This is a genomic window from Micromonospora sp. DT62 (genome assembly GCF_049847285.1).
In the GTDB taxonomy this organism is placed as follows: domain Bacteria; phylum Actinomycetota; class Actinomycetes; order Mycobacteriales; family Micromonosporaceae; genus Micromonospora; species Micromonospora reichwaldensis.
In genome coordinates this window covers 1-21,409 of sequence record NZ_JBNCOB010000026.1, presented here as the reverse complement: position 1 = coordinate 21,409, position 21,409 = coordinate 1, and the positions used below count along the sequence as shown (strand labels likewise).

Sequence of the window (21,409 nt, the reverse complement as noted above, 5' to 3'; positions counted from 1 at the left end):
GCCGCTCACATCAGCCGGCTGCGGCCCCAGCCCCGAGCGAGCCGCCAGGAGGCCAGCCCCCCGGCGACGAGGGCGATGCCCAGGCAGACCAGTGCCGGGCGGAGCATGCCGGCGGGGTCGCTGTCGACCGCGGCACGCAGCATCGACATGGCCCAGTAACCGGGGGAGAGCGGCGCGACGTGCTGCGCCCAACCGGGCATCAGCGACACCGGTACCAGCGCGCCGCCCAGCGCGCTGACCATGATCGCCCCCAGGTCGGAGGCGACGCTCAGTTCGCCGCGGCTGCGTACCACGGTGGCCAGGGCGGCGCCCACCGCGAGCAGGGTCAGTCCCCAGATGCCGACCGCGAGGGCCAGGTAGCCGACCGCGGACGGCCGGGGCAGCGGCAGCCCGACGACCAGGCAGCCGAACGCGAACAGCACGGCCTGCTGCAACAGCAGCAGGACGAGCACCGGACCGGTCTTGCCGAGCAGCAGCTCGACTCGGCCGGCCCGACTGGCCCGCAGCCGGTCCCAGGTGCGCCACTCCCGCTCGACGAGGATCGAGTTGCCGACGATCGACAGCGCGAAGACCGAGAACATCACCAGCGGCCCGGTCACCGCCTGCAGCGTGCCGCTGTCCAGCGCCTCCTCGTAGAGCGGCTTGAGCACCAGCATCAGCACCATCGGCAGGGCGATGTAGCTGATCAGCTGGGCGGGGTCGCGCAGCCGGAGCACGGCGTTGTGCCGGACCAGCAGGCCGGTACGGCGAAGGGCGTCAGTCGACATCGGTTACCGCCAGCGAGTGGTAGAGGTCGTCAAGATCGGGACGGCGCAGCTCGACGGACTCGACCTGACGGTCCGTGCCCTTCAGCAGCTCCACCAGGGCGGTGGTGGGGTCGGTGGTGGAGACCTGCACCACCTCGTCGGCGAAGGTCACCCGGACCTCGCCAGGCAACCCCTCAAGCAGCTCCGCGCTGCTGCCGCGGGCGATGATCCGGCCGCGTCGGGCGACCGCGATACTGGCCTGCAGGTCGGTGAGTTCGTTCAGGTAGTGAGTGGTGTAGATGACCGCTGCCCCCTCGCCGGCCCGCTGCTTGACCACGTTGAGCAGCGCCTGCCGGGTCTCCGGATCGGCACCCGCGGTCGGCTCGTCGAGCAGCAGCAGCGACGGTCGGTGGATCAGGGCCACTGCGGCCTGGGTCCGGCGTTGCTGCCCGCCGGAGAGCACCCCGACCGGCCGGTCCAGGAACCCGGTCAGGTGCAGGCCGGTGGCGAGGTCGTCGATCTCGGTACGCAGTGCCTGGCGCCGCAGCCCGGCGATGCCGCCGAAGAGCCGCAGGTGCTCCCGGACGGTGATTGGCGGGTACAGCGCGATGTGCTGCGGCGAGATGCCGATCCGCCCGCGCGCCTGGGTGGGTGTCCGGCCGTCGACCAGCACCACCCCGCTGTCCGGCCGGATCAGGCCGGAGACCACCTCGACGAAGGTGGTCTTGCCGGCACCGTTGTGTCCGACCAGTCCCACGATCTCGCCCCGGGCGACAGTCAGACTGAAGCCGGCCAGCGCGGCCACCTCGCCGTAGCGCTTGGTGACCTCGATCGCCTCCAGCGACGTCCACTCCTGATCCTGGTGCCGTGCCGGCGACCCGACCGGATGCGCCTTGATCGTGCTCACATCAGCGTCCCTTCCCTGAGTCATTGGTCCTCCGCCATGCCGCTGGCCAGCCCGAACTGGTGCTGCCGGAACGGGATGCGGCCGACCGCGACCCGGTGCTCGGGATGCCGGTCGTCCCGACGCGGCGCCCGGGTGTCGGGCACCAGCTGCGCCGGCCGGCTGCTCATCCGGTGCACCGCACTCAACGAGCGCAGCGTGATCGCCCGCCAGTCCAGGGCGCCGAGCTGGTCGAACGCCTCCAGGGCCACCTCGTGCCGGGCCGCGGCATGGTCCAGCCGCTGCTCGCAGAGGTCGAGCCGGCCGAGCCCGTACAGCATCACCGCCTCACCGAGTCGGTCCTCGGCCCGCACCGCGGCCTCCAGGGCGCAGAGGTTGCTCTCCCTCCACTCGCCGAAGCGGGACTGCGTCTCGGCGAGCGCGGCGACGGCGGCGGCGAGGTTCCAGCAGTAGGCCACCTCGCCGGCGCGGGCGGCCTGCCGGACCGCGGCCAGCAGCGCGGTGCGTTCCCGCTCGTACCAGGCCAGCGGATCGGTCAGCGCCGCGTCGACGACCGGCTTGGCCAGCGGCCAGACGGCCGCGGCCGAATGGCGGGCGATGCGGTGGCCGCCCTGCCGTACCCGGGCCTCGTCAGCCAGGAGGAGCCACCCGCCGAGCATCCGTCGGATCGCGGCGGCCCGGTCGGCCGCGCTGCTCTCGGCCAGCGACAGGTCGCGGGCGTGCAGCCGGACCAGGTCACGCAGTCGGTAGCGGGTGGCCCCGCCGGTGCCGCTGAGCACGTCGACCAGCCGGGCGTCGATGAGGGTCTCCAGTACCTCGGCGGCGGAGTCCGCGTCGAGCTGCAGCAGCGGGGCGGCCACCCAGGCCGCGAAGGTGTCGGTCTCCAGCTCGCCGAGGTGCCTGAACAGCAGCTGTGCCACCGGCGGCAGGGCGTCGTAGGTCCCCCTCAGCCCGGCCCGTACGTCGAGGCCCTGGTGGACCAGCCCACCCAGCCGCTGCCCGGGCTCGACGAGCCGGGCGGTGAGCTGTCCCAGGCTCCAGTGCGGCCGGGCGGCGAGCCGGTTCGCGGCGATCCGCAGCGCCAGCGGCAGACCACCGCAGAGCTCGACCAGCTCGAGGGCCTTGCTCGGCTCGGCGGCGACCCGGTCCCGGCCGACCATGGCGGCCAGCAACTCGATGCCGTCGTGGGCGTCGAGTCGGTCGATCTCGAAGACGTGCGCGCCGGGCAGCCACGCCCGGCGGGCCCGGGTGGTCACGATCAGCCGACAGGCCGGCGTACCGGGCAGGAGCGGGCGGGCCTGGGTCGGGTCGGTGACGTCCTCGATCACCACCAGCATCCGCCGGTCGGCGAGGGCGCTGCGGTAGAGCGCCTCCCGGCCGTCGAGGGTCTCCGGAATGGCCGACCTGGTGAAGCCGAGCGACCGGAGGAACCGCTCCAGCACCTCGGCGGCGCCGTCCGGGCCGGGCGGCATCCGGGCGTAGAGCTGGCCGTCGGGAAACTCGCCGGCCAGCGCGTGCGCGGTCTCGATGGCCACGGTCGACTTGCCGACCCCGACGAAGCCGGTGATCACCGCCACGTCGAGCGAGTGGCGGTCGCGCCCTGTACCGGTTGCGCCACCGAGCCGGTGACGCAACAGGTGCAGCATCTCCGCGCGGCCGGTGAAGTCCGGCGTCCGGGCTGGCAGCATCCGGGGTACCGGCATCCGCAACTGCGGCCCGGGCCCGGCCGCCACCGGCGTCGCCAGCTGGTCGGCGCCGGTCAGGATGGCCAACTCCAGCCGGTGCAGCGCCGGGCTCGGTTCGAGCCCCAGCTCGTCCACGAAGGTCTTGCGTACCGCCTGGAAGGTGGCCAACGCCTCGGCCTGCCGGCCGGACCGGTGCAGCGCCCTCATCAACTGGCCGGCCGGTCGCTCGCGCAGCGGGTACTCGGCGACCAGGGCCCGGATCTCGCCGATCACCTCGTGGTGCAGGCCCAGGTCGAGTTCGGCCTCGATGCACTCCTCGAGCACCTCGACCCGCCGTTCGGCGATCCGGACCAGCTTCGCCCGGACCGCGTCGCTGTCCACGTCGCAGAGCGGCTCACCGCGCCACAGGGCCAGCGCGGCGCGGAACGCCGTCCGCGCCGCCTGCGGATCCCGGGCCACGCCGGCGGCCCGGCCCCGGGCGACCAGGTCGGCGAAGACGTGCAGGTCGAGTTCGCCCGGCGTCAGGTCGATGAGGTAGCCGGTGCCCTGCATCCGGATGCGCTCGCCGAGCCCGGCCCGGGCCAGCGACCGGCGCAGTACCGACACGGCGGTCTGCACCTGGGCCCGGGCGGTGGTGGGCGGCGTCTCGCCCCACACCGCGTCGATCATCGACTTCAGCGCCACCACCTGGTTGGGGCTGAGCAGCAGCAGCGACAGCACGACGCTCTGCCGGCGCGCCGTCACGGTGACCGGCTCATCGCCCTGCACCTGCAACGGCCCGAGGACCCGGAAGCAGAGCGGGCCGCGCTCGTCGTCTTCCTGCCTGACCAATTGATCCACCTGCCTCATTCAGCGGTACTGCGACGACGGTTCGGAGTGTCGGGCTGCGGCGGCGTGCGGGCGCGCGTTCAGAGCAGGACCTCGATCGGCGGTGGATGGCCGAGGAACGCGGTCGGGCTCGCGGTCAGGCCGTACGCGCCGGCCTGGAAGATCGCGATCAGGTCGCCGGGCTCCGCCCGGGGCAGGGACACGTCGTTGCCGAGCAGGTCCAGCGGGGTGCAGAGGCAGCCGACCACGGTGACCGTCTCCTCCGGCGCGGCGTCGAACCGGTTGGCCACCGCGAGCGGATAGTTGCGCCGGATCACCTGGCCGAAGTTGCCCGACGCGGCGAGCTGGTGGTGCAGCCCGCCGTCGACCACCAGGAAGGTCTTGCCGCGGGAGGTCTTCCGGTCGACGACCCTGGTGAGGTAGACACCGGCCTCACCGACCAGGTAGCGGCCCAGCTCCACGGCCACCCGGGCGTGCGGCAGGTTCGGGCGGATCCGGGTGTCGAGCAGGTCGGCCAGGTTCTCGCCGATCGGAGCCAGCTCCAGCGGCTGGTCCCTGGCCGAGTACGGGACACCGAAGCCGCCGCCGAGGTTCAGGTAGCGGATCGGTGCCGGGGTCAGCTCGGCCAACGTGAGGATCATGTCGACGGTGCGACGCTGCGCCTCGCAGATGTTCTCGGCGTGCAGGTTCTGCGAGCCGGCGAAGACGTGGAAGCCGTGGAAGTCGATCTCGTCGACGGCCAGCTCGGGCAGCAGGTCGGGGACGGCCTCGACGTCGACGCCGAACTGCTGCGGACCGCCGCCGAGGCGCATGCCGGAGGCGCGTACCGCGAAGTCGGGGTTCACCCGCAGCGCCACCCGGGGCTGGATGCCGAGGGTCCTGCCGACCTTGCGCAGCCGGGCGAGTTCGCCCGCCGACTCCAGCTCGATCAGGACACCGGCGGCGACCGCCCGGGTGAGTTCGTCGGTCGTCTTGCCCGGCCCGGCGAAGCTGACCTGCTCGGCCGGCATCGGGGTGTCCAGCGCGTGCCGCAGCTCGCCGGCGGAGGCCACGTCGAAGCCGTCGACCAGGCCGCTCAGGTGGTGCAGCAGCGCGGGCATCGGGTTGGCCTTGACCGCGTAGCTCAACCGGATGCCCGGCGGCAGCGCGGCGCGGACCGCCGCGACCCGCTCGGAGACCAGGCGGCGGTCGTAGGCGAAGAACGGCGTGCCGCCGACCCGGGCGGCCAGCCGCTCCACCGGTACCGTGCCCACGGTGAGCTGGCCGCCGGTGGCGGTGAACCCGACCGGCGCGCTCACGAGCCGGCCTCCACCAGTCGGCGCAGCTCGACCCGGTCGAACTTCCCGTTGACCGAGCGGGGCAGCTGCGGCAGTACGACGGTCCGCTGCGGCAACATGTACGTCGGCAGGTCGTGCGCCAGCGACTTGCGCAGCACCTCGGTGTCGCAGTCGCCGCCGACGACCAGCACCACCTCGTGCCCGAGCCGTTCGTCGCCGACGCCCAGCGCCACCGCCTCGCTCACCAGCCCGGTCGCGTAGGCGGCCTCTTCGATCTCGGTGGGGCTGACCCGGTAGCCGGAGGTCTTGATCATGTCGTCGGTACGCCCGACGAAGTACAGGAAGCCCTCGGCGTCGCGGAAGACGGTGTCACCGGACCAGACCGCGATCTCCGGACGGATCGCCGGATCGGCGCCGGGGGCCGGCCGGAAGCGCAGCGTGGTGCGTGCCGGGTCGTTCCAGTAACCCTGGGCCACCAGGGCGCCCCGGTGCACCAGCTCACCGTGTTCGCCCGGCGCGCAGTTCGTGCCGTCCGGCCGCACCACCAGGATCTCGGCGTTGCCGATCGCCTTGCCGATCGAGTCCGGTCGACGGTCCACCTCGTCGGGGTCGAGGTAGGTGGAGCGGAAAGCCTCGGTCAGCCCGTACATCAGGTAGGGCCGCGCGTTCGGCAGCAGCGCGCGCAGCCGGGTCAGGGTGGCCAGCGGCATCCGGCCACCGGTGTTGGCGAAGTAGCGCAGCCCGGCACCGGCCTCCGCCGGCCAGTCCACCGCCGCCAGCTGCATCCACAGCGGAGGTACGCAGGTCAGCGCGGTCACCCGGTGCCGGGCGCAGAGCCGCACCACGTCCCGCGGTACCAGGTAGTTGGTCAGCACCACGTGCGCGCCGACGATGAACGAGGTGGTCAGCTGGCTGAAGCCGGCGTCGAAGCTGAGCGGCAGTACCGCCAGCACCGTGTCGTCGGCGGTGTGCCCGAGGTAGCCGGCGACACTCGCCGCGCCGGCCAGCACGTTACGGTGCGACAGCACCACTCCCTTCGGGCCGCCGGTGCTGCCCGACGTGTAGAAGATGGCCGCGATGTCGGTGTCGATCACCACCGCGCCGTCCGGTACCCGGTCGGCGGCGGTCGCCGCCAGCCGCTGCCAGTCGGTGATCCGCCAGCGCCCGGCGGGCCCGGTGACGGCGTCGGCGCCGACGAGCACGATGTCGGTGACCGAGGTGCTCTCGCTCAGCGCGGCGCGTACGGTCTCGAACCGCTCGGCCGTCGTGATCACCACGCGGGCCGTGCAATCGGCCGTGACGTGCGCCAGGTGCCGCGCCTTGAACAGCGGGTTGACCGGGACGAACACCGCGCCGGCCGCCGAGATCGCCAGCATCGCGACGACGGTCTCGATCCGCTTCTCGGCGTACACGGCGATCCGGTCACCGCGGCGTACTCCCAGCTCGTGCAGTCCGCGGGCGACCCGGGCGACCCGGTCGGTCAGCTCGCGGTAGTCGATCGTCTCCGACCTGAAGGTGACTGCGGGCCGGTCCGCCGCGCCGTACCGGGTCAGCTGGTCGACGCGGACCAGTGGAGTGCCGGGAGCGGCGGTGACCAGCTCACTCACCGGTGACCGTCTCGACGGTGACGAACTCGGCGACCGTCGTCCACAGCGACCCGACCGTCGCGAACGTCTCCTCGGTCAGCCGCTCGTCGGGCATCTCCAGGCCGTACCGGTCTTCCAGGTCGGCCAGCAGCTGGACCACGCCCATCGAGTCGAGGCCGAGGGCCGTGAGGTCGTCGGTCGGGGCCAGCTCGCCGCCCTCGGCGTACGGAAGGTGGGGGAGCAGCGTCTCCTGGAATGAGCGAGGCATGTCCGCGTTCGTCACCGTGGTCCCTCTCGATCGCTAAGCGTCGTCGCGACGCGTCGGCCGGCCACCTGCCTGGACCGGATGGCGGGCCTGGCCCGCCGACGGAGGAACCTCATCACGGCGCTCTCTCAACCTGCCATCGTCCGGCTCTTGGTCCGGCTGTCGTCGTGGGTCGTCCGGTCGCCCCGGTGGTGCCGGTGATAGCGGGATGAGAGCGACGGTGCCGCACGGCCGGGTCGCGCGGTGCGCGAGTGAGGTTGGCGTGATTGCCGCTGCTGTCACCGTGGAGCCCGCGGCGGTGAACCGCCGGCGGAACTCGGGAAACATGACCGGGAGGCAGCGGATGTCGACAGAGGCTCTGTCGCGGTTCAGTTGGACGCCCCGCTTCGGCGGACGCCTCGTCGAGGACGACGGCATCGACGCCCAGGATCGCGCGAACGCGCAATGCATCGAAGTGTATCACTATATAGTGCGACACGGCGCGATTGCGCCGTCCGGGTTCGACCGGGTGGCGGTGGAACTCGGCTGGACCGGACACGAAGTGGTCTCGACGATCATGCAGCTCGTCGAGTTGCGCCTGTTACGTACCGACGGCGCGGTCGGCGGCCGGTTGGTCCCGGTCGACCCGCAGTATGCCGCCACCCTGCTGGTCTCACCTATCGAACGCGCGATCTACCAGCAGCGGGAGCTGGCCGACCAGCTGCGCGAGCGGATCGACTCGATCGCCGGCGCAAGGGACTCCGCCGTGGTGCCCGGCGGCTCGATCGACCGGCTCGAAGGCGTGGCGGAGCTGCGCGGCCTGCTCAAGCAGGCCGCTGACGTGTGCCGCGACGAACTCGTCGTGCTGCGGCCGAGCCACGACGACGACGAGGTGCTCGACCGGCTCCTCGAGGCCTGTCACGGCGTGCTCGACCGGGGCGTCTCCGTCCGGATCATCTCGCCGCACCGCAGCCGGGCCGGTTTCGCCTCCCGGGCCAAGTCCCGGCGGTTGATCGACGGCGGCGCGGCGATCCGGACCATCAGCCAGGTCCCGCAGGCCTCGGTGGTCTTCGACCGCTCGCTCGCGGTGGTGTTCGGGACGTCCGCCGACGGACTGCTGCCCACGGGGCACCGGGTCCGCGACGAGAACGTGGTGCGGTACCTCATCGAGATGTTCGACCAGCTCTGGGAGGGCGCGGCACCGCTGGCCGCGGACGAGGCCGGCTACGCCGACGAGGTCGCCGACGACCTGCAACGCTCGATCGCGCTGCTGATGGCCCAGGGCCTCACCGACGAGGCGGTGGCCCGCCGGCTCGGGATGTCGGTGCGCACCTGCCGCCGACACATCGCCGCGCTGCTGCGCAGTCTCGGCTCGGTCAGCCGCTTCCAGGCCGGCGTGCAGGTGGCCACCCGCTTCGCCACCGGGTCCCCGCTCGGCACCTGATGCCCGCCGGGCCGGCGCGGGGACCGGCTCAGCCCACCCGGGTCAGCCGGGCTGCCAGCGTCCGCAACGGCCGGGCGCTGGCCAGCTGATCCGGCGAGATCCCGACCCAGCCCCGCTCGCGCAGCGCGGACAGGGTGCGGGGCACCCGCAGAGCCCGGCCGCCGGCGGCCGTGTAGCTGTCCGAGCCGTCCACGGCGGCCAGCTCGTTGACCAGGGCGACCACCTCGGTGAGCAGCTCCTCGGCGGGCCCGGGCGACCGGCCGCCGACCGTCGTCGCCGGGCGATCGAGGTCGGCGTGCGAGTCGGTGTCGACGTCCCCGTCCCCGGCGTCGACGAGCTCCAACCGGTCCGGGCAACGCACCGCCGGCCGGTCGTACATCGTGCCGAGGACATGCGTGCGCAGCTCGGCCGGGGTGAGCGGAGCCCGGGTCCGTACCCGGGCGACCAGCTCGCCCGTGCGCACCTGCACCCGCGCGTCGACCACCGCGGGATGCGAGCGCAGCGCGGCCCGGGTCGCCTCGACGCACACCGCGTCCGACCCGACCCGGACCAGTTCGCGGTGGGCCGGCGGGGCGAATCCCAGCTCCCGGGCCACCTCGCTGACCCGCAGGTCCACCGAGGGGTCGCGGTGCGCCTCGATCAGCCGGACATGACCGCGCAGGAACCGCTCCACCGCCTCGGCGGGCAGCACCGCCGACTGGGCGTGCAGGGCCACCGTCACCCCGTCGCGCCACTCGTAGATTCCGAGGTAGCTGTCCGAACCGGCCTGCGCCCAGGCCGCCGGCGGGGTGTTCCAGGCGAACCGGTCCCGGCGAGCCCCGCAGGAGCGCGGGGCGTAACTCAGGAAGTTCACCTCCGAGGCGATCCGCACCGGCTGGCCGCGCCGGAAGCTCTCGGCCGCGATCAGCTCGGTGATCTCGTCGTACGGCACGTAGGCGTGCCGCTGCGCCTGCTCCACCCGGTCCGCCGTGCGGCGCAGCAACTCGCTGAACGGCGGATCGTCGGCCAGCTGCACGGAAACCACCGTCGGGGAGAACATGCACGTCATCACGGACATGTGCTGGCTGGCCTCACGGTGGCTGGTGAGCCAGCTGAACGGGACCGACGCCTCGCCGGTGTAGCCGGCGGTGAGTATCGCGTAGCAGGCCAGGTGGACGGCCGACGGCCAGCAGCCGTGCCGCGCCGCGATCTCCCGGCAGGCCGCCAGCAGCCCCGGTGAGGTGATCGACGCGCTGAACGCGGTGCCCGGCCCGGGGGCGGTGGACCGCCGGGAGGCGAAGACGTCCGCCGGCAGCCGCTCGATCTCCCGGCGCCAGTGCGCCAGCTCGGCGGCGTTCGCCGCGCCGTCGCGGTTCGACTCCTGCCGGGCGAGGTCCACCGGCTGATGCGCCACCGGCGGCAACACCGCCCGGCGGCGGGCGGTGATCGCGGCGAGCATCGCCTCGAACTCGCGACGGAAGGTGTTCAGGCTCCAGTCGTCGAAGGCGATGTGGTTGAGCACCACCACGAGGCGCCGGGGCCGGCCACCGGTGGTGACCACGCAGGCCCGGATCGGCCAGTCCCGGGTCAGGTCGAAGTCGGCGACGGTCAGCTCCGCGACCACCGCGGCCGGGGCCGGGGTGCCGTCCGACTCGGTCGACACCAGCCGTACCGGCAGTGGCGCGGGCGGTTGGACCCGCTGCTGCGGCCAACCCGCCGGATCGGCGAGGATGACGGTACGCAGCGCCTCGTGCCGGCGGACCAGGTGGTTGATCGCGGCGCGCAGATCGGCGACCGAGATGCCCTCCGGCAGCGGGCAGTTGGCGACGATGTGTGCGTCGTGCCGGGCCCCGGCGGGTACGTGCTGGTACCGGAGCCAGTGGTAGCGCTGGCCCCAGCAGAGATTCGCGCTCTTCTCCACAGAATCTGACTCCTCTTCCCGCGTTCGTCCGCCCATATGATCGGGTCGCCGGAAATGTTTCGGCTAGTCAGTGCCGGTGACAATAATTGACGGCAAAGAGCTGCCATCGGGCGGCGGCGGGCAGTTTCTCCGACGCTATTGACACCGGGTGGCCTGGTCGGCAAATCTCTGCGTACCGATCCAACAGGCTCGGGAGACTGGTTCAGCAAAACCCGGATAAGGAGTGATTACCATGGCGAAGATCGCTGCCAAGGCCGCTGCCAAGGCTGCCGCGAAGGCCGCTGCGAAGGCCGCTGCGAAGGCTGCCGCGAAGGCCGCTGCGAAGAACTCCCTCTAAATCTCAGAGGGTTCGGTGGCATGGCCGGTGAGCTGCCTGAAGGTGGCTTCGCCGGCCATGCACCATCAATCCGCACAAGGGAAGGATCAGGTCAATGGAACGTTCGGAGATCATCGAGCACCTGCGGATCTCGCTGTCGGTGGTGCTCAACCGGGAACTGCCCGAGCTCTCCGCCGAGACGCAGATCCTTGAGGACCTGGAAATCGACTCGATTCGCTTCATTGAGCTGATAATGAGCCTTGAGGACACCCTCCAGCTCGACGTCGATCCCGAATCGCTGGAGCCGGAGGTGTTCCAGTCGGTCGGTTCCTTCGCCGACTACATCCAGACCCGCCTGCAACAGGTGGACGTCGCCCGTTAGCCGTTCGCGGCAGGCACAGGAGGACCGCATGCGGGACATGATCGACGAGTGCGAGCAGACGGCGTACTCCGCCGGGCTGGCCGCCGGGCTGGCCGTGGCGCTCGCCGCGGCGCCGGGCATCACGCCGCCGGGCCGGGTCGCCGCCGTTCCCACCGCCGCCCTGCCCGCCGGTTGGGCGACCACGCCCGCCTCGACGGTCGGGCATCGGATGGCCGGTCAGGAGGGCATCAGCTTCGCCACCACCGACGACCACCCCGGCCTCGCCGACGGGCAGCTCACCCAGTTCTGCGCGCACCTGGGCGCGGTCCGGCTGGGCGTCACCCGACGGTTGCTGGAGTGGGCCGTGGAGTACCTCTCCGGCCGGACGGTCGGCGGGGAGCCCACCATTCGCAAACAGCTGGTGCTGGGCGTACTGGCGGACGTGCAGACCGCCGTCGAGGCGGCCCGCCGGTCCTTGCGGGTCTCCGGCACGGTCCCGGCCGCGGTGCTCGACGTGCACGACCGGGTGACCACCCTGGACTGGGAGGCCGCCAAGCTGCTGGGCGCCAGCGGATACGTCGCCGGCACCCCCACCCGCGGCGCGTACGTGGCCCAACTGACCGCGAACTGCTGGCTCCCCCGGGAAGGTGTCTCATGATCGAGCTGGATCCGCCACTGCGCGCCCTACGGGACCAGTGCCGGGACGCGGCGACGGACCTGCGCTCGCGGGCCCTGTCGGTCGACGTCGACCCGGAGGACATGACCGGGCACCTGGACTCGCCGGCGTTGGCGATGGTCCGGGCGGCCAGCACCCCCAAACGCTTCCAGGACCCGTCCGGCTGGCAGGGCGAGTACACCGACAGCTGCCTGTCCCGCGCGGTGGCCAGCCTCGAGCTGGCCTGCGGTGACGCCGGCCTGCTGACCGCCAACACCGGCCCGGCGCTCGCCGGCATCGCCGTGGACGCGCTCGGCAGCGAGGCCCAGCAGCAGTTCTTCTACGAGTCCATCGCCGACGGCCGGACCTGGACCTTCTTCGCGATGACCGAGGACGCCCGCGGCAGCGACGCGACCGCGATGGAGACCCGCCTCGACGCGGACCCCGACGGCGACTACCGCCTCTTCGGCGCCAAGCGGTACGTCGGCAACGGCTCCCGGGGTGCGACCGGGGTGGTGTTCGCCCGGACCGGCCGCTCCCCGCTGTCGATCAGGGCGGCCATCCTGAGCTGCCCGACCCCCGGCTTCGCCGGCCACGCGCTGGAGATGACCGGGCTGCGCGGCGCGCGGATCAGCGAGCTTTCCTTCGACGGGGTGCACGTGCCGCGCGAGATGCTGCTCGGCGCCCACCTGCCGGCGTCCCGCCGTGGGATCTGGGGCGCGAGCCGGACCTTCAACGTGATGCGGATCCAGATCGCCGCGATGGCGCTCGGGGTGGCCTTCGCCGCCCGCGACTACGTCTGCGAACAGCGGCCGGGCTGGTCCGGGCACGAGCTGACCACCGCCCGGCTCGCGGCGGCGCGGGCCCTGCTCTACGACGCCGCGAACGAAGTCGACCTTTCGCCGGACGACCGTCGGACGCCGTCGATCGCCAAGCTGCACGCCACCGACCTGGCCGTCCACGTCACCGGCTGGGCGGCGAACGCGCTCGGCCCGGGCTCCCTGCTGCTGCACCCGCTGCTCGAGAAGTGGTGCCGTGACGTGCGCGCCTTCGAGTTCATGGACGGCACCAGCAACATCCTGCGCCTGCACATCACGCACGGCATCGCCACCCGGAGGCCGACGTCATGACGATGACCGCGACGCCGCTGGACGGGGTACGCACACCGCGCTGGTCCACCCGGGCCTTCGCCGAGGCGGACCGCGACCAGGTGCTGGGAATGTTCACCGAGCCGGACTTCTACTTCCGCACGGCCCAACCGGACACCCGCGGTGAGTGGGAACTGCTCGATCTGCTCGGCACCGAGACCGAGGTGCTGCTCGCCGACGGTGAGCCGGTGGGCCTGTTCGCCACCGAAGCGGTTGGCGCCGAGCACGGCTGCCACTACCAACTGCACCTGCGGCTGCGTTCCGGCGCCCCGCCGAGCTGGTGGTGCCAGGCCTACGACGAGGCGGTGCGGGCGCTGCGCTGGCGGCGCGAGGTGGTCCGGATCTCCGTCCTGGTGGGCGAGTACGACCAGGCCGGGCTCGAGGCGGCCCGGGCGGCCGGGCTGACCGAGGAGGGCACCCTCGCCGACGTGGTCGTGCACGAGGGGCGCCGGTACGGGTACGTCTTCTTCTCGCAGATCTGGGTGCCGACATCATGACATTGCGCGGGTACCGCAGTACCGACCTGCCGCTGCTGACCGGGCCGTGGCTCGCCGGCGAACTGGTCGGCATGCCGCTGGAGCAGGCACCGGCGATGGTGATGCCTGCGGCGGTCGAGGCGCCGAAGGACAACACCGTGGAGCTGTGCGTGCTGCCGGGAGCGGCCTTCGTCCGCTTCGCCGAGCTGGACTGGGTGCACCGCCGGGCCCGGTTGGAGATCGGCGTGCAGCCGGGCGCCGAGGACCTGGTCCCGGCGCTGCTCAAGACCGCCGTCTCGCACGGCTTCCGGGTGCTCAACCTGCACCGGCTGTACGGCTGGGTGACCCCGGCGGCGGCCGCGCCGGTGGACCTGTTGCAGGACGCCGGGTTCATCGGCGAGGCGACGGTCCCGGCCGGCCGGTGGTTCGCCGGCCGTCCCGTCGACCGGCAAATCTGGGGAGCGGTACGCCATGACTGAGATTCAGCGACTCGACACCGCAGCCGCCGCCTCGGCGCTGGCGGCGGTACCCGGGGCGGCCCGGGGTTTCCTCGGCGTCGACCCGGTCACCCAGAACCACGCCCTGTTGGTCCGCGAGCTGACCCGGCTGGGCGCGCAGGTCTTCCGGACCGGTGACACGCTGCTGGGCTACCTGCCCAACGAGGAACAGCCACGCCAGGCGTACGTGGCGAGCACCTCGCCCGATCCCGAGCCGCTACGCGCTTTCCTCGACTTCCTCGGCAACTTTCAGCGGTGCACCTCGTTCGTCGCCCTGGTGCCGGCGGACAGCCCGCCGGTGCTCGCGTTGCACGACTGTGGGTTCACCCGGGTCGGCACCTTGCGCGAGCACCGCTACCAGTCCGGCGCCTACCAGGATGTGTCGGTGTACTTCGTCCGTGGGGAGGACACGTGCCGTTCGTGACGGTCAGGCATCTCACCGAGGCCGACATCCCCATCCGGACCGCGCTGATGCGCGAGTCGCGGTTCCAGGCGAACCTCACCGACTACGCGGTCGTCACCGGCGACGACGCGCTGGAGCACCGCCAGCGGGTGGGTATCACCGAGGAACACGACATCAAGCGGCACTTCACCCTCTGCGGCCCGCGCGAGCAGGTGGTGGGGTTCGCCTGGATCACCACCATCGACTGGCGCAGCCAGTGCTGCGAGCTGTCGTTCGGGATCCTGCCCCGGTTCCGGGGGGCCTTCGGCGCCGCGGCGGTGGCCGCCGCGCACACCTTCCTGCGTACCGAGTTGAACATGCGGGTCGTGGTGAACCAGGTGCTCGAACACAACACCATGCTGCTGTCCTCGGAGAACCTGGCCGCGCAGCGCCGGGTGCGCTGCGCCTACGACTCGTACACCGTGGGGCAGTGGCGCACCGCCTGCTACTGGTCGGAGAACCAGCAGGACGCGCAGGCGCAGCGGTCCCAGGTCGAGGACCGCCGCGCCGCGGTCGCCGAGCGGATCCGCGCGATGACCCAGCGCGCCCGGTGAACACCGATGGCGCGACCGGAGGCTACCTGCGGTTCCCCACCGTCGCCGACGACACCGTGGTGTTCACCGCCGGGGACGACCTGTGGCGAGTGCCGTACGCGGGTGGAGCGGCGAGCCGGCTGACCGCCGGCGGCGCCGAGTACGCCCACCCCCGGTTGTCCCCGGACGGCAAGCTGGTGGCGTTCGTCGGCTCGGACGACGGACCGAGCGAGGTCTACCTGCTGCCGCTGGCCGGCGGCCCGGCCCGCCGGCTCACCTTCCAGGCGGCCCGGTGCGTGGTGGTCGGCTGGCACCCGCACCACGACGAGATCATCTACGCCAGCACCGCCGAGCAGCCGACCGGCTTCGGCTACCGGCTCTTCGCCGTCGGGGTCGACGGCGGGCCGACCCGGCTGCTCGACCACGGCGGGGCCAGCACCCTCTCGTACGGCCCCGGCGGCGCGCTGGTGATCGGGCGCAACCTCGCCGACCCGGCCCGCCGCAAGCGGTACACCGGGGGCGCCGCCGGTGAACTCTGGGTCGACCACGACGGCAGCGGCTCCTTCACCCGGCTGGCGCTGCCCGGCAACGTGGCCAACCCGTGCTGGGTCGGCGACCGGATCTTTCTGATCAGCGACCACGAGGGCACCGGCAACGTCTACTCGTGCCGGCCGGACGGCAGCGCGCTGACCCGGCACACCGGACACCGCGACTTCTACGCCCGTGGTCTGAGCACCGACGGACAGCGGCTCGTCTACCACGCCGGTGCCCGGCTGTACGCGTTGGACGCCCCTGGTGACGCGCCCCGGCGGCTCGACGTCTCACTGGCGAGCTCGCGCCACCAGCAGGCCCGGCGGATCGTCCCGGCCGCCGAGTTCCTCGACAGCGCCCGCCTCAGCCCGGACGGCACCAACCTGGCCCTCGTCGCGCGGGGCAAGGCGTTCACCATGGCGCACTGGTCCGGCCCGGTGCGCCGACACGGCACCGCCGAGGGGACGCGGCACCGGTTGCTGAGCTGGTTGGCCGACGGCCGCCGGCTGGTCGCGGTCGCCGCCGACGACCGACCGGACGAGCGGCTGGTGCTCTTCCCGGCCGAGGGCGGGACCGCCTCGGTGGAGATCCCGCTCACCGACATCGGCTGCGTCACCGAGCTGGTCGCCTCGTCGGCGTCCGGCCAGGTGGCCTTCGCCACCAACCGCCAGCAGCTGTGGCTGCTGGACACCGACAGCGTGCTGCCGACACCGCGGTTGCTGGACAGCAGTGCGTTCGAGCGGATCGAGGACCTGGCCTGGTCGCCGGATGGCCGGTGGCTCGCCTACACGTTCCCGGTCACGCCGCGCACCTCGGCGATCAAGCTGGCGGAGGTGGCGCTGCGGCGCTCGTTCCAGGTCACCCGACCGGTGCTGCGCGACAGCCGGCCGGCGTTCGACCCGGCCGGGCGCTACCTCTACTTCCTTGGCCAGCGCGACCTCACCCCCGAGCACGACCAGGTGCGCTTCGACGTCGGCTTCCCCTTCGGCAACCGGCCGTACCTGGTGACCTTGCGGGCCACCGAGGCGTCGCCGTTCGTGCCGCGGCCCGTCGACGGTGCGCGGCGGGGCACCGAGGCCGGAGCCGGACCGCCGTTCGTCGAGATAGACCTCACCGACATCGATCGCCGGATCGTCGGGTTCCCGGTGCCGGAGGGGCGGTACGCCAGCATCGTCGGACTGCCCGACCGGGTGCTCCTGCACACCGTGCCGGTCACCGCGCCGGACCCGGTCAAGCCGGACGCTGCCCCGGTCGGCATGGTCACCGTGGTCGACCTGCAGACCGCGGAGGTCACCGAGGAGCAGTTGCTCGGGGTCGACGACATCAGCGCCAGCCCGGACGGCGGCACGCTGCTCTGCCAGGTGCGTGACCGGCTGCGGGTGCTCGCCGCCGAGGAGGCGGAGGACGCCGACGACGACCCGTACGCCCGGTGCGCCCCGCCGACCCGGAAGAACGGCTGGATCGACCTGACCCGGCTGCGGGTGTCGATCCGGCCGGCCGCGGAGTGGCGGCAGATGTACCGCGAGACCTGGCGGCTGCAGCGGGAGAGCTTCTGGCACGCCGAGATGTCCGGGCTGGACTGGGACGGGCTGTACCAGCGCTACCTGCCCCTGGTGGATCTGGTCGGGTGCCGTTCGGAGCTCTCCGACCTGCTCTGGGAACTGCAGGGCGAGCTGGCCACCTCGCACGCCTACGAACACGGTGGTGACTACCGCCGGCCTGTCGAGCAGGCGCAGGGGTTTCTCGGAGTGGACTGGAGCGCCACCACCAGCGGGGTCGGCGATCCGCCGGCACAGTGGCGCATCCAGCGCATCCTGCGCGGTGACCCGTGGAACCCCGATGCCACCTCGCCGTGCAACCGGCCCGGTGTCGACCTGCGCCCGGGTGACGCGGTGGTGGCCATCGACGGGCAACCCGTCGGCCCGGCCGGGCCGGGGGAACTGCTGGTCGGCCAGGCCGACCGAGAGGTCGAGCTGACGGTGCTGCGCGACGGCGCCGCCCCGCGCCGGGTGTGCGTGCGGGCGATCCGGGCCGAGGGCCGGGCCCGCTACCGTGACTGGGTGGAGGGCAACCGCGCCCTGGTCGCATCCACCTCGCGGGGCCGGCTCGGCTACCTGCACGTGCCGGACATGTTCCGGACCGGCTACGCCGACTTCATCCGGGGCTTCCTCTCCGAGCTCGACCGGGACGGGCTGGTGGTGGACGTGCGCTTCAACGGCGGCGGACAGGTCTCGCCGTTGCTGCTCGACCGGCTTGCCCGGCGCCGTGGTGGCGCCGAACACGGGCGCTGGAGCGGCGCCACCCCGTACCCGGTCGAGTCGCCGCGTGGCCCGATGGCGGTGCTCATCAACGAGCACACCGGATCGGACGGGGAGATCTTCAGCCACATGTTTCGGCAGCTCGGCCTGGGGCCGCTGATCGGGAACCGGACCTGGGGCGGCACCATCGCCACCTGGCCACGCCACGAGTTGGTCGACGGCACGGTCACCACGCAACCGGAGTTCTGTTACGTCTTCGACGGCATCGGTGCCGGCCTGGAGAACCACGGCGTCGAGCCGGACGTCGTCGTGCCGGACCCGCCGCAGGGCGTGCTGGCCGGGGCCGACCCCCAGCTCGCCGCCGCCGTCGCGCATCTGCTGGCCGGCCTCGGGCAGCCGGCGTCGGCCCGGCCGACCGCGCGACCGTTGGCAGCGCTGTCGACCCGCTCCAGGTTGGTCGGGTGACCCAGTGACGGTCGGAGACCTCGGAGCACCGCCGGCGACCGCCGTGCTGCCCGCCGCGCCGGACGGCCCGCCGCCCGCTATCGTCCCGGGCCCGCCGAACGTGCCCGCGGCCGGACAGCCGCACACCTGGTGGGTGCCGGTCCGGCCAGGTGGCGGTCGCGTCGACCTGCTCGACCCGGCCGAGCGCCGCCGGGCCGAGGGCCTGCTCGGCTCGCCGGCGCGGGACGTCTTCGTGACCTCCCGCGCGGCCCAGCGCCGGTTGGGCTCCCGCTATCTCGGCGTACCGCCGGCCCAGGTGCGCATCGACCGCGACTGCCAGTACTGCGCGGGGACGCACGGCCGGCCCAGGTTCGCTGATCCCCAGGTCGACTACTCCGTCTCGCACACCGAGGACTGGGTGCTGCTGGCGGTGGCCGGAGTCGGCCTGATCGGGGTGGACGTCGAGCGGTCGAGCACGGACCGGGACACCGACGGTCTCGCCGCGGTCGCGCTGACCGCCAATGAACGGGCGCTGTTCGCCCGGGTGCCCCCCGCCGATCGGCCCGGCTGGTTTCTGACCGCCTGGACGCGCAAGGAAGCGGCGATGAAGTTGACGGGATTCGGGCTGCGGGCACCGCCCGGCCAGCTGGACGTGAGCGGGCCGACGGTCACGGTGGGCAGCGTTCCCGGCTGGCCGCGCATTCCTGTCCATCTGCACGACCTGCCTGCCCCGGCCGGTCACGCGGCGGCGCTTGCCAGCACCGTTCCGGTCCGCGCGGTGCGGTCCTTCCCGGTGGCCGGCGAGCGTGCTTTCCGGGCCACCGGATGACGACGGCCACGGTGGAGGGCGATCCGAACGGCGGGGCGGGGCAGGCGACCACCCGACGCCCGGCTGCCGTCCGGAAAGTCGGCGGCGCTTCTCCACGACGCCGAGGTGGCGGTGATTCCGGAGCTGGCCACGTGCCCTGGGTGGACGATCTGCCGACCTTCGTGGCCACCGCACAAGGCAGCACTACCGTCTCGATCGAAGGAACGACAGACGAGGCACATTTGCTCATCCGCAATCAGTGCGCTGAGGTGTCGCAGACCCTTGTGTCCTCGTCGGCCTGCACGAGACGAGCGATCGCCGGCACCGTGTTCCCGCCGGCCGAGGCGAGCACCACCATCGCCCGCCGTAGTCGGATCGGCGAGCCGGAACCTCTACGAGTAATCCTCAGCAGCTGCTGACCCTCCTGGTCACGGAGCCGCCGAACGCGAACGAGTTCTGCCACCGCCACAGCCTGACCACCACCGCACTACCGGCCTGGCATTCCAGACGGCGTGTCATCCGACGTCGCGAACGACGTGGGTCACCAGCGGCGGGTCACGGAGAAGTAGGGTGGGCGGTGATTTTCATCAGGAACCGGCGGTTCGGCTTGCTCTGGACCAGCACGCTACTGTCCAACCTGGGCAACTGGCTGATGATCGTCGCGGTGCCTGTCTACGTCTACACGATGACCGGGTCGACACTCAGCAGTGGGTTCGCCTTCGTCGCGCAGACCCTTCCCGCGATCGTCTTTGCGCCCCTGGCCGGGGTAGTGGCCGACCGGTGGGACCGGCGCGCGGTCATGGTCGGGGCGGACCTGCTGCGCATGGTCATCGTGCTGGCGCTGCTCGTGGTCGACGATCCGGGCATGCTGTGGCTGCTCTACACGGCGATGTTCTTCGAGAGCGCGATCGGGCACTTCTTCCAGCCGGCGGCCCGGGCGGCGGTGCCCGCAGTCGTCGGTCGGGGCGGTGACCTGGAAGCGGCGAACGCCTGGAACACGGTTGCGAGCGGCCTCGTCCGCCTCGCCGGCGCACCCCTGGGCGGCGCGCTCTACGCCCTCGTGGGTTTCGACGGCCTGGTGCTGATCGACTCCGCGACGTACCTGCTCTCCGCCGTGCTGATCTTCGGAATGGGCCCGCTGCGGGTGGCCGACAATGGGCGCGAGCCGGACACGTCCTCCTGGCTGGCCGCCTTCTGGGAGCAGGTCCGGGAAGGCCTGGCCTTCCTCTTCAGGCACTCCGTACTCCGCGCGACGCTCCTCGTCTCCAGCCTCTTCCTGTCGGCCAACGCCGCTCTGAACGTGCTTCTGGTGCCGTACGTCCTCGATGTCCTCGGCGGCGACGCCGGCGATGTAGGCGTTCTGATGGCGGCACTCGGCGGTGGCTTCCTGGCCAGCGCATACGCCGGCAACGTACTGTCCCGCAGCGGGCTCCTCTGGCTGTCGTTCACCGGTTGCCTGGCAGCGATCACCCTCTGCTTCGCCGGACTCTTCCTCATCCACCACTTCGTCGCCGCGCTGGTCTTCATCGCCCTGGCCGGTCTGCCCGGCGGCGCGCTGCTGATGCTGGTCCAGGTCCAAGTCCAACGCCAGACCCCGGACCGCCAACTCGGCCGGGTCGGATCCGCCTTCTCGGCCGCCGAGATGGCCGCGACCGTCGTCGGCGCCTCGGCGGGCAGCATCGCCGGACAACAACTGCCCCTCACCACCACCGTCTGGCTCGTGATCGGCGTGCTGGCGGCCAGCGCGGTGCTCGCCGCCGTGCTGCTACCCACCCGACCCGGACCGGCGGCAGCGAAGCCGGAGGCTGCAGCAGAACCGGCGATGGCGAAAACCGGTGACGATGGCTGAGCGGCATTCATTGCGGGTTCTCGCGTCGATCACCGCGACCCTCACACTGACCTACTGGTGGTCCCGGCTGGCTCTGGAGGACTCCCCCGCGATCGCCTTACACAGGCAGCTCGTCCAGCCTCCTGAACCTCCTGGTGACCGAGCCGCCGCACAGAACGGGTTCTGCCGCCACAGCCTGAATGCCACCACAATGCCGGCCTGGCGACCCAGACGGCATGTCAACCAACACCGTGAACGTTCGTGGTCATGGCACTAGCTGTCCCCTTGGCCGCCTAGACAAGAGGTCCTGCGGGGCACACAGGGGGCATAAGGCGCCGTGAAACGTTGCGAACCAGCAAGCAGTCGCGAGAGACCAGGACGCCGTGGGAGCAGGCGTCGGGGCTGTTGCTGTTGGTGGCGGGCTAGGGCCTGTGTCGAAGTCGGTTACAGCCACTCGTTGATCGCGGCGATGTGCACGGTGGCTTCGTAGCGGACGGC

Annotated in this window: 19 protein-coding genes; 12 read left to right on the top strand and 7 right to left on the bottom strand. The window is 72.2% G+C overall.

Annotation, left to right across the window (positions count from 1 at the left end; all coding sequences use genetic code 11):
- Positions 1–5: 5 nt before the first annotated feature.
- The 6 genes from ACPXCB_RS26070 to ACPXCB_RS26045 all read right to left on the bottom strand — a co-directional run bounded on the left by ACPXCB_RS26070 (position 6) and on the right by ACPXCB_RS26045 (position 7,294).
- On the bottom strand, positions 6–767 hold the full coding sequence (locus ACPXCB_RS26070) for an ABC transporter permease (protein ID WP_151452353.1): 762 nt from the start codon (positions 765–767) through the stop codon (positions 6–8).
- On the bottom strand, positions 757–1,653 hold the full coding sequence (locus ACPXCB_RS26065) for an ABC transporter ATP-binding protein (protein WP_425878282.1): 897 nt from the start codon (positions 1,651–1,653) through the stop codon (positions 757–759). The genes ACPXCB_RS26070 and ACPXCB_RS26065 overlap by 11 nt, the downstream gene beginning before the upstream one ends.
- A 20-nt stretch (positions 1,654–1,673) precedes the next feature.
- Entirely contained in the window at positions 1,674–4,166 is a 2,493-nt protein-coding gene (locus tag ACPXCB_RS26060) for a BTAD domain-containing putative transcriptional regulator (RefSeq protein WP_425878280.1), read from the bottom strand.
- A gap of 77 nt (positions 4,167–4,243) precedes the next feature.
- A complete protein-coding gene (locus ACPXCB_RS26055) occupies positions 4,244–5,461 on the bottom strand; it encodes a pyridoxal-dependent decarboxylase, exosortase A system-associated (protein WP_425878279.1) in 1,218 nt (405 codons plus the stop codon).
- A complete protein-coding gene (locus ACPXCB_RS26050; protein WP_425878277.1) occupies positions 5,458–7,047 on the bottom strand; it encodes an acyl-CoA ligase (AMP-forming), exosortase A system-associated in 1,590 nt (529 codons plus the stop codon). The genes ACPXCB_RS26055 and ACPXCB_RS26050 overlap by 4 nt, the downstream gene beginning before the upstream one ends.
- Complete coding sequence (locus ACPXCB_RS26045) at positions 7,040–7,294, bottom strand: phosphopantetheine-binding protein (protein ID WP_132234315.1); 255 nt, start codon at positions 7,292–7,294, stop codon at positions 7,040–7,042. Before ACPXCB_RS26045 ends, ACPXCB_RS26050 begins: the two co-directional genes overlap by 8 nt.
- 340 nt (positions 7,295–7,634) lie before the next feature.
- Here ACPXCB_RS26045 and ACPXCB_RS26040 point away from each other — a divergent pair, with 340 nt between their 5' ends.
- Complete coding sequence (locus tag ACPXCB_RS26040) at positions 7,635–8,714, top strand: hypothetical protein (RefSeq protein WP_425878276.1); 1,080 nt, start codon at positions 7,635–7,637, stop codon at positions 8,712–8,714.
- 28 nt (positions 8,715–8,742) lie between these two features.
- Here ACPXCB_RS26040 and ACPXCB_RS26035 read toward each other — a convergent pair whose 3' ends face one another.
- Positions 8,743–10,614 carry a condensation domain-containing protein gene (locus ACPXCB_RS26035; RefSeq protein WP_425878274.1) on the bottom strand — a complete coding sequence of 624 codons (1,872 nt, stop codon included), beginning with the start codon at positions 10,612–10,614 and terminating at the stop codon, positions 8,743–8,745.
- Between the two features lie 431 nt (positions 10,615–11,045).
- Between ACPXCB_RS26035 and ACPXCB_RS26030 the strand changes: the two genes are divergently transcribed.
- From ACPXCB_RS26030 to ACPXCB_RS25980, 11 genes are all read left to right on the top strand, one after another.
- Positions 11,046–11,312 carry an acyl carrier protein gene (locus ACPXCB_RS26030; protein WP_132234309.1) on the top strand — a complete coding sequence of 89 codons (267 nt, stop codon included), beginning with the start codon at positions 11,046–11,048 and terminating at the stop codon, positions 11,310–11,312.
- 28 nt (positions 11,313–11,340) lie between these two features.
- Positions 11,341–11,949 carry an acyl-CoA dehydrogenase family protein gene (locus ACPXCB_RS26025; RefSeq protein WP_393169937.1) on the top strand — a complete coding sequence of 203 codons (609 nt, stop codon included), beginning with the start codon at positions 11,341–11,343 and terminating at the stop codon, positions 11,947–11,949.
- Complete coding sequence (locus ACPXCB_RS26020) at positions 11,946–13,076, top strand: acyl-CoA dehydrogenase family protein (protein WP_393169935.1); 1,131 nt, start codon at positions 11,946–11,948, stop codon at positions 13,074–13,076. The genes ACPXCB_RS26025 and ACPXCB_RS26020 overlap by 4 nt, the downstream gene beginning before the upstream one ends.
- Entirely contained in the window at positions 13,073–13,591 is a 519-nt protein-coding gene (locus tag ACPXCB_RS26015; RefSeq protein WP_425878272.1) for a hypothetical protein, read from the top strand. Before ACPXCB_RS26020 ends, ACPXCB_RS26015 begins: the two co-directional genes overlap by 4 nt.
- A complete protein-coding gene (locus ACPXCB_RS26010; protein WP_425878270.1) occupies positions 13,588–14,049 on the top strand; it encodes a hypothetical protein in 462 nt (153 codons plus the stop codon). The genes ACPXCB_RS26015 and ACPXCB_RS26010 overlap by 4 nt, the downstream gene beginning before the upstream one ends.
- Positions 14,042–14,491 (top strand): hypothetical protein, encoded by a 450-nt coding sequence (locus tag ACPXCB_RS26005; protein WP_425878269.1) that lies wholly within the window; start codon positions 14,042–14,044, stop codon positions 14,489–14,491. Before ACPXCB_RS26010 ends, ACPXCB_RS26005 begins: the two co-directional genes overlap by 8 nt.
- On the top strand, positions 14,488–15,063 hold the full coding sequence (locus tag ACPXCB_RS26000; RefSeq protein ID WP_425878267.1) for a hypothetical protein: 576 nt from the start codon (positions 14,488–14,490) through the stop codon (positions 15,061–15,063). Before ACPXCB_RS26005 ends, ACPXCB_RS26000 begins: the two co-directional genes overlap by 4 nt.
- A complete protein-coding gene (locus tag ACPXCB_RS25995; protein ID WP_425878265.1) occupies positions 15,060–18,296 on the top strand; it encodes a S41 family peptidase in 3,237 nt (1,078 codons plus the stop codon). Before ACPXCB_RS26000 ends, ACPXCB_RS25995 begins: the two co-directional genes overlap by 4 nt.
- Before the next feature lie 4 nt (positions 18,297–18,300).
- Positions 18,301–19,104 carry a 4'-phosphopantetheinyl transferase family protein gene (locus ACPXCB_RS25990; protein WP_425878263.1) on the top strand — a complete coding sequence of 268 codons (804 nt, stop codon included), beginning with the start codon at positions 18,301–18,303 and terminating at the stop codon, positions 19,102–19,104.
- A 140-nt stretch (positions 19,105–19,244) separates the two neighbouring features.
- A complete protein-coding gene (locus tag ACPXCB_RS25985; RefSeq protein ID WP_425878261.1) occupies positions 19,245–19,502 on the top strand; it encodes a hypothetical protein in 258 nt (85 codons plus the stop codon).
- Positions 19,503–19,660: 158 nt separating this feature from the next.
- A complete protein-coding gene (locus tag ACPXCB_RS25980) occupies positions 19,661–20,932 on the top strand; it encodes an MFS transporter (protein ID WP_425878260.1) in 1,272 nt (423 codons plus the stop codon).
- The last annotated feature ends 477 nt before the right edge of the window (positions 20,933–21,409 follow it).

Bases quoted from the DNA above. Each gene is read 5' to 3' on its own strand.
- ACPXCB_RS26070 (WP_151452353.1), bottom strand. From the start codon at position 767: ATGTCGACTGACGCCCTTCGCCGTACCGGCCTGCTGGTCCGGCACAAC.
- ACPXCB_RS26045 (WP_132234315.1), bottom strand. From the start codon at position 7,294: ATGCCTCGCTCATTCCAGGAGACGCTGCTCCCCCACCTTCCGTACGCC.
- ACPXCB_RS26040 (WP_425878276.1), top strand. From the start codon at position 7,635: ATGTCGACAGAGGCTCTGTCGCGGTTCAGTTGGACGCCCCGCTTCGGC.
- ACPXCB_RS26030 (WP_132234309.1), top strand. From the start codon at position 11,046: ATGGAACGTTCGGAGATCATCGAGCACCTGCGGATCTCGCTGTCGGTG.
- ACPXCB_RS26025 (WP_393169937.1), top strand. From the start codon at position 11,341: ATGCGGGACATGATCGACGAGTGCGAGCAGACGGCGTACTCCGCCGGG.
- ACPXCB_RS26020 (WP_393169935.1), top strand. From the start codon at position 11,946: ATGATCGAGCTGGATCCGCCACTGCGCGCCCTACGGGACCAGTGCCGG.
- ACPXCB_RS26015 (WP_425878272.1), top strand. From the start codon at position 13,073: ATGACGATGACCGCGACGCCGCTGGACGGGGTACGCACACCGCGCTGG.
- ACPXCB_RS26010 (WP_425878270.1), top strand. From the start codon at position 13,588: ATGACATTGCGCGGGTACCGCAGTACCGACCTGCCGCTGCTGACCGGG.
- ACPXCB_RS26005 (WP_425878269.1), top strand. From the start codon at position 14,042: ATGACTGAGATTCAGCGACTCGACACCGCAGCCGCCGCCTCGGCGCTG.